The sequence below is a fragment of the Streptomyces sp. NPDC058051 genome (genome assembly GCF_042885475.1).
GTDB lineage: Bacteria > Actinomycetota > Actinomycetes > Streptomycetales > Streptomycetaceae > Streptomyces.
In genome coordinates this window covers 151,613-165,241 of sequence record NZ_JBHVRW010000019.1, presented here as the reverse complement: position 1 = coordinate 165,241, position 13,629 = coordinate 151,613, and the positions used below count along the sequence as shown (strand labels likewise).

Annotated in this window: 12 protein-coding genes and 1 pseudogene; 6 read left to right on the top strand and 7 right to left on the bottom strand. The window is 70.5% G+C overall.

Features of this window, described 5'->3' with window-relative positions:
• Both ACFVUT_RS26945 and ACFVUT_RS26940 read left to right on the top strand, forming a co-directional pair.
• Positions 1 to 1,707: pseudogene (locus ACFVUT_RS26945) on the top strand (hypothetical protein); the annotation flags it as partial.
• 66 nt (positions 1,708 to 1,773) lie between these two features.
• Complete coding sequence (locus ACFVUT_RS26940; protein WP_389661126.1) at positions 1,774 to 2,253, top strand: hypothetical protein; 480 nt, start codon at positions 1,774 to 1,776, stop codon at positions 2,251 to 2,253.
• Between the two features lie 114 nt (positions 2,254 to 2,367).
• On the opposite strand, the gene ACFVUT_RS26935 is transcribed toward ACFVUT_RS26940, so the two are convergent.
• From ACFVUT_RS26935 to ACFVUT_RS26915, 5 genes are all read right to left on the bottom strand, one after another.
• Positions 2,368 to 2,775, bottom strand: a complete 408-nt coding sequence (locus ACFVUT_RS26935; protein ID WP_389661124.1) for a hypothetical protein — start codon at positions 2,773 to 2,775, stop codon at positions 2,368 to 2,370.
• A 121-nt stretch (positions 2,776 to 2,896) separates the two neighbouring features.
• Positions 2,897 to 3,760: an ABC transporter permease gene (locus ACFVUT_RS26930; RefSeq protein WP_389661122.1), complete on the bottom strand. Its 864-nt coding sequence runs from the start codon at positions 3,758 to 3,760 to the stop codon at positions 2,897 to 2,899.
• Entirely contained in the window at positions 3,720 to 4,598 is an 879-nt protein-coding gene (locus ACFVUT_RS26925) for an ABC transporter ATP-binding protein (RefSeq protein WP_389661120.1), read from the bottom strand. The genes ACFVUT_RS26930 and ACFVUT_RS26925 overlap by 41 nt, the downstream gene beginning before the upstream one ends.
• Positions 4,595 to 5,122 carry a MarR family winged helix-turn-helix transcriptional regulator gene (locus ACFVUT_RS26920; RefSeq protein ID WP_389661118.1) on the bottom strand — a complete coding sequence of 176 codons (528 nt, stop codon included), beginning with the start codon at positions 5,120 to 5,122 and terminating at the stop codon, positions 4,595 to 4,597. Before ACFVUT_RS26920 ends, ACFVUT_RS26925 begins: the two co-directional genes overlap by 4 nt.
• Before the next feature lie 96 nt (positions 5,123 to 5,218).
• A complete protein-coding gene (locus ACFVUT_RS26915; protein WP_389661116.1) occupies positions 5,219 to 5,743 on the bottom strand; it encodes a hypothetical protein in 525 nt (174 codons plus the stop codon).
• 177 nt (positions 5,744 to 5,920) lie between these two features.
• On the opposite strand from ACFVUT_RS26915, the gene pip reads away from it, so the two are divergent.
• The 3 genes from pip to ACFVUT_RS26900 all read left to right on the top strand — a co-directional run bounded on the left by pip (position 5,921) and on the right by ACFVUT_RS26900 (position 10,516).
• Positions 5,921 to 6,910 carry a prolyl aminopeptidase gene (pip, locus tag ACFVUT_RS26910; RefSeq protein WP_389661114.1) on the top strand — a complete coding sequence of 330 codons (990 nt, stop codon included), beginning with the start codon at positions 5,921 to 5,923 and terminating at the stop codon, positions 6,908 to 6,910.
• Positions 6,911 to 7,094: 184 nt separating this feature from the next.
• Positions 7,095 to 9,395: an N-acetylmuramoyl-L-alanine amidase gene (locus tag ACFVUT_RS26905; RefSeq protein WP_389661112.1), complete on the top strand. Its 2,301-nt coding sequence runs from the start codon at positions 7,095 to 7,097 to the stop codon at positions 9,393 to 9,395.
• Positions 9,396 to 9,520: 125 nt separating this feature from the next.
• The gene (locus ACFVUT_RS26900; RefSeq protein ID WP_389654920.1) at positions 9,521 to 10,516 is read left to right on the top strand and encodes an aldo/keto reductase; all 996 of its coding nucleotides are present in this window, start codon (positions 9,521 to 9,523) and stop codon (positions 10,514 to 10,516) included.
• A gap of 365 nt (positions 10,517 to 10,881) precedes the next feature.
• On the opposite strand, the gene thpR is transcribed toward ACFVUT_RS26900, so the two are convergent.
• On the bottom strand, positions 10,882 to 11,454 hold the full coding sequence (thpR, locus tag ACFVUT_RS26895) for an RNA 2',3'-cyclic phosphodiesterase (RefSeq protein ID WP_389654673.1): 573 nt from the start codon (positions 11,452 to 11,454) through the stop codon (positions 10,882 to 10,884).
• 132 nt (positions 11,455 to 11,586) lie between these two features.
• On the opposite strand from thpR, the gene ACFVUT_RS26890 reads away from it, so the two are divergent.
• Positions 11,587 to 12,147 (top strand): Uma2 family endonuclease, encoded by a 561-nt coding sequence (locus ACFVUT_RS26890; RefSeq protein ID WP_389654922.1) that lies wholly within the window; start codon positions 11,587 to 11,589, stop codon positions 12,145 to 12,147.
• A 104-nt stretch (positions 12,148 to 12,251) separates the two neighbouring features.
• Here ACFVUT_RS26890 and ACFVUT_RS26885 read toward each other — a convergent pair whose 3' ends face one another.
• A complete protein-coding gene (locus ACFVUT_RS26885; RefSeq protein WP_389654675.1) occupies positions 12,252 to 13,586 on the bottom strand; it encodes an MFS transporter in 1,335 nt (444 codons plus the stop codon).
• Positions 13,587 to 13,629: the final 43 nt, after the last annotated feature.

Here is a 13,629-nt window from a genome sequence, read left to right as displayed (position 1 = left end):
GGCAAGAACCCCGGCCGGGCCGCCGGAGCCGTCACCTTCAACGTCCTGACCACCGTCTTCACCGGCGGTGCCGGCGGCGCCGCCGCCGGAGCCGGGAAAGCCGGAGCCGTCGCCAAGGTCCTCTCCGTCGCCGGAAAGGCCGGCAAGGTCATCGACCCGATGACCTACATCGCCAAAGGCGCCGGAGCCGGCCTCTCCAAGATCGGCGACATCACCAAGGGCCTCAAGGGCATCGGCAACATCGAGATCCCCACCCTCCCCGACAACGCGATCACCCTCCCCGAGGGCTCCTTCAAACTCCCCGACGGCACGATCCACCTCCCTGACGGCGCAGCCGTCCCCGACGGCGGGATCAAGCTCCCCGACGGCAACGTCAAACTCCCCGACGACGTCCCCGTCCTGCCCGAGAACACCACGAAACTACCCACCCACGCCGATACACCCGTCCAGTACTTCGACCACGACGGCAACCTCCTCGACCACAACGGCGACATCGTCCAGCACGCCAAGGACGCACCCGTCGAAGCCACCCCCACCACCCCCCACACCGACACCCCGGACACCACCACCCCCCACACCGACACCCCCTCCCCCACCAGGGAACCCGCCCTCGTCGGCGCGGGCGCCCACACCGCCGACAACGCCGCCCACGCCGCCACCAGCCCCGACCAGGCCGTTCACCTCGGCAACAGCCTCGACACCGACCTCGGCGACATCGGCCGCGTCGGCGACGACGTCCCGGGCAGCACCACCCCGCACGTCGGCGACAACCTCCCCGGCGGACACGCGGGCGACAACCTCCCGAGCGCCCATGCCGGAGACACCACGTTGCCCCCGAGCAGCCATGTCCCGGCCGGACAGGTCGCCGACCACCTGCCGCCACCCTCCCGAGTCGCGGACGGGCCCGACACCGGCCCCGCCCCCGGTCACGGCGGGCCGGGCGGATCCACGACGGACACCCTGCCGCGCCTTCCCGAGACACCCGGCGCAGGCAACGTCGACGACCTGGGGCGCGCCGGTGACGACGCGACCGACGGCGCGGGCCGCGGAACCGACGATGCGCCCGGCGAGCACGGCGACGGGACAGGCCACGACGACGGACCCGCGCACACCGACGACGCCGACGGCCCGAACCCGGCGGACGACCAGCCGGACGCGGTGGATCCCGACCCGAAGCCCGGTTCCGACGACCCCTACGCGGGGCACGAACCGGACTATTCACGGCCCGCTCTCCTCCCCGCGGACGGCCCTCTCACGCTGAGGGACGTCCGCAATACGCGCGACGTCCGCACCCGTTGGGAACGCGGTGAGGAATTCCATCGCCAGATGTGGGGAGGCGGCCCCGAGCGGCACTACCCGGTCCCCACGAGCGAAGGTTCGCGCTACCCCGTAACCGCGAGTGGCGGCAGGAAGGTCGACGTTCCCGTCGACATGCCCGACGGGCGTACGGTCGCTGTCGAGGTCAAGACGTACGGCCCCTACCGCACCCTCACGCTCAAGGACGGCACGCACCAGACGATCAAGAACGAGGTCCCGCTCAGCGCACACATCAAGGAGCAGATCCACAAGGACATCGCCCTGAGGAATATGGATCCCGGCTATGACCCGCGCTGGTCGTTCACCCATGCGGGCCCCTCGGCGGAACTTCGCAACTATCTCAAGGAAGCGAAGATCATATTCCTGGAATACGGTCCCTCACCCAAGTAGGAGCAGTGGGATCCGTCGCCGAAGACGAAGTAGGATCGCTCCGGATCGACCGAAGGGCCACACAGAATGTCGCAGAGCAACACCCCGGACGCCGCGGACGCCGAGGTCCGTGAGTGGACGGAGGGTGCGCACGCCAACGCCATCGGTCTGGCGACCGTGCTCGGCGTGGGGCCCGAGCAGTACGCGGCGGACCCGTTGGCGCTTCTGCCGGGCCTCCAGAACTATGTGGACCGCCTGCCGTTGGACGAATTCGAGCAGTCGGACTGGATCGCGCTCCACACGGATCTGACGTCGTACCTCGGTGACCTGCTCGTACGGCGTCGCGGGGCCGTATGGAAGAAGGCCGACGACCCCGGCTCACCGGTCGGTTACCGCTACCTCGTCGCAGCCAGGGGACTCGACGGGAAGACGTATCAGGCGGAGCCCTACGACGTGGTGATGGAAGAATTCCAGCACCTTCCCATTGAAATCGGCCGCATGATCGCAAACGCGGAAGCTGTCCTGCACGTCACACCGACCATCGATGAAGACGCGCTGGGCGGATGACGCCGGTATCGGTCGCCGGTAGAGGCAACCGCGTACACGGAACGCCACCTGCCATCAGGTGACGTCGTTCGGTGTCATCCGGAGCGATCTGGCGGCAGATGAATTCCGGTGACGTCAGATCTGCCCTGCCGTCGGCACCAAGGACATCTTCACCAGCTCACCGGCCCTGTTGATCAGGAGTTCGGGGACGTATTCCTCGTAGAAGCGGATCTGCCCGACGACCCCCTCGGTGCCGGAATGCCGGACAAGCCGTTCGGCCAGCGAGTCGAGTTCGGCGATGACTTCCTCATGCACTTCCTGACGTGCCGTCAGCGACCACCCGTCGTCCGTCCGGGCCAGCTCGCCGACCAGGAGCCCGCCGATGCGCACTGCGGGCCCCCGCGCCGCCAGCAGGGGGTACATGCCGTCCGGGGCGGCCTCTCCGCCCTCGATGCCGAGGTGCCATCGCAGCTCGGCGAGCACGGAGCCCGGCACGGAGGCCCGGATGTCCAGGGCAAGGTCCACGGCATACACGTCACTCATACCGACAGCCTAACGAGCGCCGCTGCGACCCGGCGGGTCAACTTCCCCTCGTACGCCGCACGATGAGGTCGCTTCATCCGCTGCCGTCACCGGCGGGACCACCGTCGCAGCGAGCGGGGAATCAGCGGGCGAGGCGGCCCAGCAGCGAACCGGCGGCGACGATACCGGCCAGTGCCGCAAAGGCGAGGACCCCGAAGTCGAGACCGAGGTCCGCCCGGGTGCCGATGAGCAGTCCGCGCAAGGCGTCGACCTCGTAACTCAGCGGGTTCACCTTGCTGACGGCCTGGAGCCAGCCGGGCATCAGGGCGACCGGGTAGAGCGCGTTGGACGCGAAGAACAGCGGCATGGTGATGGCCTGGCCGATGCCCATCAAACGGTCGCGGGTCAGGACGATCCCGGCTATCGACATCGACAGGCAGGAGAAGAACGCCGAGGCGAGAACGACCACCACGACGACGCCGAGCAGCCGCAACGGGTTCCAGGTCATGCCGACACCGATCAGCGCGGCGATCACGAGGACGACCGCTGCCTGGATCGTGGCCTTCACTCCGGCGGCGAAGGCCTTTCCGGTCACCAGAGCGGTCCGGGGCGTCGGTGTGACCATGAGTTTGGTGAGGACGCCCGAGTCCCGCTCCCAGATGATCATGATGCCGTAGAAGATCGCGATGAACATGGCGGACTGGGCGATGATGCCGGGTGCGAGGAAGTCGAGATAGGGGACGCCGCCGGTGGGAATGGCGTGGATACGGGAGAACGTCACGCCGAAGATCAGCAGCCAGAGCGCGGGCTGGACGGCGCGGGTGTAGATCTCGGTGCGGTCGTGACGCAGCTTCTGCATCTCGACGACGCACATCGCGGCCACTCTCGCCGGTACGACGCGCCAGCCGGTGCGAGGCGGGGGCGGGGTCAGCAGCAGGGCGAACCGCTGTTCCACCGGGCCGGGCTCAGCCGAGGCGGGATGCGGTGCGACGGGTACGGCGGACATCTCGGAACGCTCCTTTCCTGTGGTCGGAACGGGAGTCGGAAGCCGAGCCGGGGTCGTTCAGTCCGCTTCCGGAGTGGTAGCGGAAGACGTCCTCCAGGGACGGTGTCGGAAGGTCCGTCGCGCCCGTGCTCCGACGGTGGGCGACGAGCTCGCTCTTGAGCTGGGCGGGGGTGCCGGACGCGCGGAGTCTGCCGAGGTGCATCAGCGCGAGCCGGTCGCAGCGCTGGTCGGCCTCGTCCATGGAGTGGGTGGTGACCAGCACGGTCATGCCGGTGCCGAGGCGTATGTCGGTGATGCGGTCCCAGACACTGTCCCGCGCGATGGGGTCCAGGCCGATGGTCGGCTCGTCCAGGATCATCAGCCGGGGGGCGGCGACCAGGGCCTGCGCGAGTTCGAGCCGGCGGACCATGCCGCCGGAGTACGTGGCGGCGAGCCGGTGCGCGACATCGCCGAGGCCGACCGCGTCCAGCGCCTGGGAGACCCGCGCGGCCCGCTCGCGGCGCGGCACGTCGTAGACGCGGGCGAAGAGCTGGACGTTCTCCCGGCCGGTGAGGCTCGCGTCGGCCGACAACTGCTGCGGTACGTAGCCGAGCAGGCGCCGTACGGCCATCCTGTTCCGGGCCGCGTCGTGGCCGAACACCTCGATGACGCCGGGCGGCACGGGCAGGAGTGTGGTGATCGCGCGCATCGTGGTGGTCTTGCCCGCGCCGTTGGGCCCCAGGAGGCCGAACACCTCCCCCTGGCCGACCAGCAGGTCCAGGCCGTCGACGGCCTTCGCGTCGCCGAAGCTGTAGGTCAGACCGGTGCAGCTGAGGGCGGGAGCGGTTTCCGTGGTCACGGGGTCTTCTCCTCTTCGCGCAGCGAGTCGGCTTCGCGCAGCGAGTCGGCTTCGCGCAGCGAGTCGGCTTCGCGCAGCGAGTCGGCTTCGCGCAGCGAGTCGGCGAGCCGGTGCAGGGCCGGGAGTGCGGCGACGAGTGCCGCCCGGTCGTCCGCGTCCAGCCCGGCCAGGTGTTCGCGGAAGAGAGCCTCGCGGCGGGCGTGCCAGTCGAGCAGCTTCCCGACCCCCGCGGGGGTCGGGTACAGCAGCGCGGCCCGCCCGTCGCCGGGATCCCTCTCCCGCCGCAGCAGCCCTTCGGCGACGAGGTGGTTCACCAGGGTGCTGACCGAGTTGGGTGCCAGACAGAGGCCGTGCGCGGCCACGGAGACGCGGATACCGGGCCCGTCGGCCACCAGCCGCAGCAGTTCGGCATGCGCCCCGCGCAGCCGGGGCGTCGGCAGGCCGCTCCGCAGCCGCCGCCGGGCGAGCCTCTGGATGCGGGGCAGAAGTCCGGCGAACTCCTCAGGGAGATCACCCGCCACCATGTGCCCATTTTATCTCTGTATGCGAGCTATTGACGGCGGTGCCGCCACCGGTACGGGAGCGGGCGCGGGAACGGGGCGGCGGGCGCCTCAGGCGGCTCAGAGGCCGGCGAACCGCTCCCCGCACCGGCTGCAGAACACCGGCTCCGGATCCTGCGAGAGCCGGCCGCACGCGGAGCAGACCCGGTCCAGCATGCAGGGCGCCTCACCGCCCTCGTACGCCACCGGGGGCACGACCGGGGACGCGGCCGGGGGCGACACGGCCGGGGGCTTGATGGTCAGGCCGGGGCGCCGGCGGTGGACGGTCACATAGGCCAGGCCGTCCGGTCCCGCGGCCAGCGCACGGCGGGACGTGCGCGGCAGCCAGACAACCGTGGTCGGGGTCAGGGTCAGCGAGTCACCGTCCGCGGTGACGACCCGGCCGCCACCCGCGATGACGACGAGCAGGACGTCCAGGACATCCTCCTGATGCCCACCGACCTCCGCGCCGGACGGAAGGCGGACCAGATTGGCATCCAACTCCCTTCCCTGTTCGGCCAGTTGCCACAGGGCGCCGCGGTCGTCACGGGTGGCGGCGGTGAGCAGGTCGTCGAGTACGGCCAGTACCCGGGGTGCGGAATTCACAGCGCTCAGGCTACGCCCGCCGTACGCTGACGTCTTTGCCCGAATGCCCCGAGGGCCCCTCGCTCCGGCGCCCCACGGGCTCGAAGCTCCACCCCCACGAAGACCCACGAAGAACCGCGAAGACCCGCGAAGAGCCACCGCCACGAAGACCCGCAGAGACGAGGGGCAGCCGCCGCCATGGACCGTGAGCCCGACGAGAAGTACCCGCCGATCGAACCGTACGAACACGGCATGCTCGATGTCGGGGAGGGCAACCTCGTGTACTGGGAGGTGTGCGGCAACCCGGCCGGCAAACCCGCACTCGTCGTGCACGGAGGCCCGGGGTCGGGGTGCACCGAGCGGCCCCGGCAGTACTTCGACCCGGACCGCTACCGCGTGGTCCTCTTCGACCAGCGGGGCTGCGGACGATCCACTCCGCACGCGAGCGACCCGGCCGCCGACATGCGCGCCAACACGACCGACCGGCTGATCGCCGACATGGAGCGCCTGCGTGTACGCCTCGGGATCGACCACTGGCTTCTGTACGGCGGGTCCTGGGGCTCGACGCTGATCCTCGCGTACGCCGAACAGCACCCGGAGCGGGTCTCGGAGATCGTGATCCCGGCGGTCACGACGACCCGGCGCAGCGAGATCGACTGGCTGTACCGGGGTGTCGGACGGATCTTCCCCGAGGCGTGGGACCTGTTCCGGGCCGGGGTGCCGGAGGCCGTGGGGGACGCCACGCCGGACGTCCTCGCCGCGTACGCCCGGCGGATGGAGAGCCCTGACGCCGGGGTGCGGGAGAGGGCGACGGCCGACTGGTGCGCCTGGGAGGACGCGGTGCTCTCCCAGGAGGCGTACACCGGACCGCCGCCGTACAGCGGGCGGCCCGGCCGGGCACAGCAGGCGCTGGTGCGGATCTGCTCGCACTACTTCTCCCACGGCGCCTGGCTGGAGGAGGGGCAACTGATCCGGGACGCGGGGAGGTTGGCGGGTATTCCGGGCGTGCTGGTGCACGGACGGTCCGATCTGGGCGGGCCGCTGATCACCGCGTGGGAGCTCGTGAAGGCGTGGCCGGACGCGGAACTGACCGTGATCGACGGTGCGGGGCATCTGGGCGGCAGGGCGACGAGCCGGGCGGTGCTCGCGGCGCTGGACCGGTTTGCCCGGCCGTGGACGGAGGCGTGACGCGCGACGCCCGGGGGCCACGAGGACGGGGCAGGGGCCCATGGGGCGGACCGGCATGGCAAGCTGTGTGCTCACTGTAAGCGCGACAGCACTCGTACCCCCACCGGTCTCGTCATGAGCCAGTGCAGTCGCCGGACGCAGTGCCTGACGAAACCGATGTCCGACACGATCCGTGGGGTACGACGTGAGAGCGAAGAAGAGAACCTGGGTCACGGCCGCCCTGGCCACGTCCGCTGTGGCGGGTGTCCTGGTCTTCGAGGGGGTGACGGGCAACCCCTCGGTGGACGCCGACGCCAAGTCCGGCTCCACCGACGCCCGGGTGGACGCGACCGCGCTGAAGGTCGCCGACGGCGGCACGTCCGCGGCCCTCGGCAAGCGGGACGCCAAGCCGTTCAGCATGCTGGGCATCACCTGGACCGACCCGGCGGTCAAGGTCACCGGGACCGTGGAGGTGCGGACCAGGTCCGCCGCCGACGGGAACTGGTCGTCCTGGCTGCCGCTCGAAACCGATGTCGACGGGCGCACGGAGACCGGCCGGTCCGGCGTACGCGGCAGCACCGAGCCGCGCTGGGTGGGCCCGTCCAACGGCGTCGAGGTACGGATCAACGCGGGCGGCACGGTCTCCACGAAACTGCCCGCGGGACTGCGGCTGGACACCGTGGATCCGGGCCGGAACGGCACCCTGAACGCGGACCCGGCCGCTTTCGCAGCCGACGCCCCCGCCGCCGACGCTCCCGACGCCGACGCGACGGAGGATCCCTCCGCCGACCCGTCGGACCCGGCCGCGCCCGAGACACCGGCTCCGAGCGACACCACGGAGCCGGCCGCCGACACCACCCCGTCCGGCACGGCGTCACCGAGCCCGTCGGACACGGCCACGGCGCCGACCACTCCCCCGGTGAGCCAGAGCCCCTCCGCCTCCCCGAGTGCGTCCCCGACCGACACGCTGCCGCCCGCGCCGGCGTCGACCGTGCCCAAGCCGCCCATGACCTCGCGTGCGGGCTGGGGCGCCGACGAGTCGATGAGCCCGGAGGCGCCGGAGTACAACACCACCGTCAAGGCCGTCTTCGTCCACCACACCGCCGGGACCAACAGCTACTCGTGCGCCGATTCCGCGGCGGTCGTACGCAGCGTGTACGCGTACCACGTCAAGAGCGAAGGCTGGAAGGACATCGGCTACAACTTCCTGGTCGACAAGTGCGGGACGATCTTCGAGGGCCGTAAGGGCGGGGTGGACCGGCCGGTCCTCGGCGCGCACACCTACGGCTTCAACCGGGAGTCGGCCGGCATCGCGGTCCTCGGCACCTACACGGACACGGCCGCCCCGAGTGCGGTGACCACCTCGGTGGCCCGGATCGCCGCGTGGAAGCTCGGCCAGTACAAGGGCGACCCGGCGGGCACCACGCTGCTCACCGCGGGCGCCACGGGTGGCAACAACTTCGGGAAGTCCTTCACCGCCGGTACGAAGTACACCTTCAACCAGATCTCCGGCCACCGCGACGGCTTCAACACCCAGTGCCCCGGCCTCAAGCTGTACGGGCAGCTGCCCGCGATCCGCAGCCTCGCCGCGGGCCCCGTCACCGGACTGGCCGTCAAGTCGGTGACCGGTGCCGGGCTCTCGGGCACCACGTACTACGCCAAGTCCGCGGTCACCGTGGGCTGGTCGGCCACCACCCCGAGCGCGTTCATCTCCAAGCACGAACTGCTCGTCGACGGCAAGTCCGTCGCCACCACCGCGGGCACCGCCACCTCCGCCAAGGCGACCCTCGCCGTCGGCTCCCACAAGGTCCAGGTCCGCGCCACCCACCAGTCGGGCAAGGTCACCACCTCCGCCGCGGCCACCGTCGTCGCCGACCAGACGGCACCCGCCTTCACCACCAAGCCGAACCTGACCCTGCGCACCGGCACGGTGAACACCACGGCCGTCCCCCTCACCCTGAAGTGGAAGGCCACCGACACCGCCTCGCTCAAGGAGGTCAGGCTCACCGCCCCGGTCGCCAAGACGTACGGCCCGACGACCACCAGCGCCTCGCACACCGCGAAGTCCGGTGTGGCCACCAAGTGGGCCATGACGGCGTACGACCGGGCGGGCAACACCGCCGCCGCGTCGGTCTCCGGCACGCCGGTCATCGTCCAGGAGAGCTCGGCGACGAAGAAGGGCACCTGGACGACGAAGTCCTCGTCCAGCTACCTCGGCGGCAAGTCGTACTCCAGCTCGTCGAAGAACGCCAGCCTGAGCTGGACGTTCACCGGCCGCTCGGTCGCCCTGGTGGCCTCCAGGGCCGCGACCTCGGGCCAGGTGTACGTCTACGTGGACGGCGTGAAGGTGTCGACGGTGGACCTGAAGTCCAGCACCACCAAGTACCGCGACGCCCTGTGGACGAAGAGCTGGTCCAGCAGCGCCAAGCACACGATCAAGATCGTCGTCGTGGCCACGTCCGGCCGCCCGACGGTCACCACCGACGGCATCGTGTACCTGAAGTGACCGCCTGAGACGTACGGTCCGCAGCGGACACACATACGCGCCCTGCCCCCGGCACCCGCCGGGGGCAGGGCGCGTTCCGGGCCGCTCTTGCTTCGAGCGGACTCGAAGGCGTTGGCTTGGTGACCATGAAGTACACGCAGCTCGGACGCACCGGACTCAAGGTCAGCCGCCTCGTCCTCGGCACCATGAACTTCGGCCCGCAGACCAATGAGGTGGACAGCCACGCCATCATGGACGCGGCGCTGGACACGGGTCTGAACTTCTTCGACACCGCGAACGTCTACGGCTGGGGCGAGAACAAGGGCCGCACCGAGGAGATCATCGGCACCTGGTTCGCCAAGGGCGGCGAACGCCGCGACAAGGTGGTCCTGGCCACCAAGATGTACGGGAACATGGGCGCCGACGGCGAAGCCTGGCCCAACCACGACAAGCTCTCCGCCGTGAACATCCGGCGCTCGGTCGACGCGTCGCTGAAGCGGCTCCAGACGGACTACATCGACCTCTACCAGTTCCACCACGTCGACCGGAACACCCCCTTCGACGAGATCTGGCAGGCGATCGACGTCCTGGTCCAGCAGGGCAAGATCCTCTACGCGGGTTCGTCGAACTTCGCCGGTTACAAGATCGCCCAGGCCAACGAGCTGGCCGCCCGGCGCGGCTCGCTGGGCCTGGTCAGCGAGCAGTGCATCTACAACCTGATGGAACGCCGCGCCGAGATGGAGGTCATCCCGGCCGCGCAGGAGTACGGCCTCGGCGTCATCCCGTGGTCCCCGCTGCACGGCGGTCTGCTGGGCGGCGCGCTGAAGAAGGAGCGCGCGGGCGCGGCGGGGCGTTCGACCACCGGCCGCAGCGCGGAGACGCTGAACGACTCCTCGCAGCGCGCGAAGATCCAGGCGTACGAGGACCTGCTCGACAAGCACGGTCTGGAGCCGGGTGAGGTCGGCCTCGCGTGGCTGCTCACCCGGCCGGGAGTGACGGGACCGATCGTCGGACCGCGCAACCGGGAACAGCTGGACTCGGCGCTGCGGGCGCTGGAGCTGGACCTCTCCGAGGAGCTGCTGACGGCGCTGGACGAGATCTTCCCCGGTCCGGGTCCTTCGCCGGAGGCGTTCGCCTGGTGACGACGACGGCCTGACAGGCCGTCCGCCCCACAGGCACGGGCCGCCGCCGCCCCTCCCCGCACCGTCGGGGCGAGGGCGACGGCGGCCCGCTTGCGCTTCGGGAGCCGGGGCGGAAGCGGGGACGGGAGCGGCGGCCCGCTCGGGCCTCGGGAGGGCGTACGCCCCCGGGAACCCCGGTGGCCTCCCGTCCCGTCGCGGACCTACGCCGCGCACGCCCCGTCACCGGCCACCGCCGCACACGTCACTGCCCGCGTCACTGCCCGACGGCGGCTGCCACGGCGACGACGACGAACATCAACACGAGCACGGCGGCCATGACGCGGTTTCTGGTCTTCGGATCCACCCTTCGAGCGTAACCGGAGCGCTCAGTGGCTCAGCGGCCAGGATGCGATCGTCTCGTACCGCGGCCGCTCGCCCGGCACCCCGCCGCCCGGCAGGTTGCTGCGTACGAGGGCGAGCTCGCCGACCTCCCACGGCGTGCCCTCGAAGTCCGCGAGTGCTTCGACGTAGGGGCGCAGGTCGACGTCGGTGCGGCTGCGGGCGAGGGTGAGGTGCGCGTGGTAGCGGCGGTGCTCCTCCATCGGGATGCCGGCGCGGCGGGCGGCGGCGTCGGCGCGTTCGGCGAGGAGCCGCAACGTGCCGATCGCCCCCGCGGCCCCCGCCCACAGGACCCGCCCGCCGAACCGGCCGGCGCCGTGGACGCACAGCGGGAAGGGTTCGGTACGGTGCGCCGCCCGTGCGAGACGCTCACCCAGCTCGGGCAGTACGTCCTCGTCCACGGCCCCGAGGAACGCGAGTGTGAAGTGCCAGCCGGGCGTGCCGGTCCAGCGCAGCTTCCCGGCCCCGGGCAGCGAGCGCAGCGGTTCCACGGCACGGTGCAGTTCCTGGACCGCGCGGTCGGGCGGCACGACCGCGACGAAGAGTCTGAGGCTGCTCATGGGCCGAGTGTCGCACCGTGACGGCGTGTCCCGGGCCCCGTACGTATCGTTGTACTACGCGGCTGTCCGCGCGCCTGTGTGGCAGCGGGGAGGAGCGCCGCTGTGACCGTCGTAGCGAGCGACAGGATCGAGATGGCCGCAGAAGGCGACGAGCGGACTCTGGACTCCATGTTCGAGTGGCTCGAAAAGATGCCCGTCCCCGAGGGATTCATGACCGAGATCGTCGGGGGAAACATCTTCCTGTCACCGCAGCGGGACACCCACTGGGACATCATCGCCGGCCTCTTCGAGCAGCTTCGGGGCACGTACCCGCGCCGACGGCTGAAGTCCGATGTGCGGGTCGACTTCCCCGGTCATCTCAACGGGTTCGCCGCGAACGTGCTGGCGCTGAAGGAGAACGCCCCGAAGGACAGCAAGGGGAACTGGCTGTTCGAGGGAGTGGAGTTCGTGGCCGAGGTGATCTCGAAGGGCACCGCGGCGGACGACTACGGGCCGAAGAAGGACGCGTACGCCGCGGCCGGCGTTCCGGTCTATCTGATCGCCGACCCGTACACCGGCGAATGTCATGTCTTCCGGAACGTCGCGCACGGTACGTACGGATCCAAGCTGAGCGTGCTGTTCGGCACGGACATCGACCTGACCGACACCCCGGTGGGTCTGGTCCTCCGCACCGGCGAGTTCCCCCGCGACTGACACGCGGCCCCACGCATGTCAGGGCCCCGACCGGTGTCCACCGGTCGGGGCCCTGGCACGTCGGCGTCAGACCCGGATCAGGCCGCTCAGGCCGCTCAGGCCGCTCAGGCCGCCGTGGCCAGTTCCTCGCGCGGGACGAAGCGCACATGGGGCCGGCCGGGGCGGAGGTCGACCTTGAGGCGGAGGCCGCCCGCGCGGGCCAGCACGAAGCCGACGGCGAGTGCGGCCAGCAGGGAGAACGCGCCACCGACCGCCATGCCCGTGCGCACCCCGTACGTGTCGCTGATCCAGCCGACGATCGGGGCGCCGACCGGCGTCCCGCCGGCGAAGACCATCATGTACAGGCTCATGACCCGGCCGCGCATCGCCGGGTCGGAGGCCATCTGGACGGTCGTGTTCGCGCTGATGTTGGTCGTCAGGCCGATCATGCCGATGGGGACCAGCAGGATCGCGAAGAGCCAGACGGACGGCGACAGGGAGGCGATGATCTCCAGCAGACCGAACGCCGTGCCCGCGGCCACCAGCATCCGCAGCCGCGAGGAGCGGCGGCGGGCGGCGAGCAGGGCGCCGGCGAGGGAGCCGGCCGCCATGAGGATGTTGAAGAACGAGTACATCCCGGCGCCGCCGTGGAAGATCTCGTCCGCGAAGGCCGTGAGCCAGATCGGGAAGTTGAACCCGAACGTGCCGACGAAGCCGACCAGGACGATCGGCCAGATCAGCTCGGGGCGCCCGGAGACATAGCGCAGGCCCTCCCGCAGCTGCCCCTTGGCGCGCGGGACGACCGTGGCCTTGTGCAGCTCGCTCGGACGCATCAGCATCAGGCCGATGAGCGGGGCCGTGAAGGACAGGCCGTTGAACATGAAGGCCCAACCGCTGCCGACGGTGGTGATCAGGACACCCGCGACGGCGGGGCCGATGAGCCGGGCGGACTGGAAGTTCGCCGAGTTGAGACTGACCGCGTTCCGCAGCTGGGCCGGGCCGACCATCTCGGAGACGAACGTCTGGCGGGCCGGGTTGTCGACGACCGTCACCATGCCGAGCAGGAACGCGATGAAGTACACGTGCCACACCTGGACGACACCGGAGAGCGTGAGCACCGCGAGGGCGATCCCGCACAGGCCGAGCGCCGCCTGGCTGACGAGGAGGAGCTTCCGCTTCGGGAGGCGGTCGGCGATGACGCCGCCGTACAGGCCGAAGAGAAGCATCGGAAGGAACTGGAGGGCCGTGGTGACGCCGACGGCGGTGGCGGACCCGGTGAGGCTCAGGACGAGCCAGTCCTGCGTGATGCGGGACATCCAGGTACCGGTGTTGGAGATCACGGCGCCCGTGGCGAACAGGCGGTAGTTACGGATCTTCAGCGACGAGAAGGTCCCGCCGGTCTTGCTCTCGTGGGTGGAAGTCGGTGCGGGGGCGGAGTCTGCTCCGGATCCCGTACTCAAAAGGGTTCGCCTCCTCGGGCGTATACATTCGCTGGCTGACGAG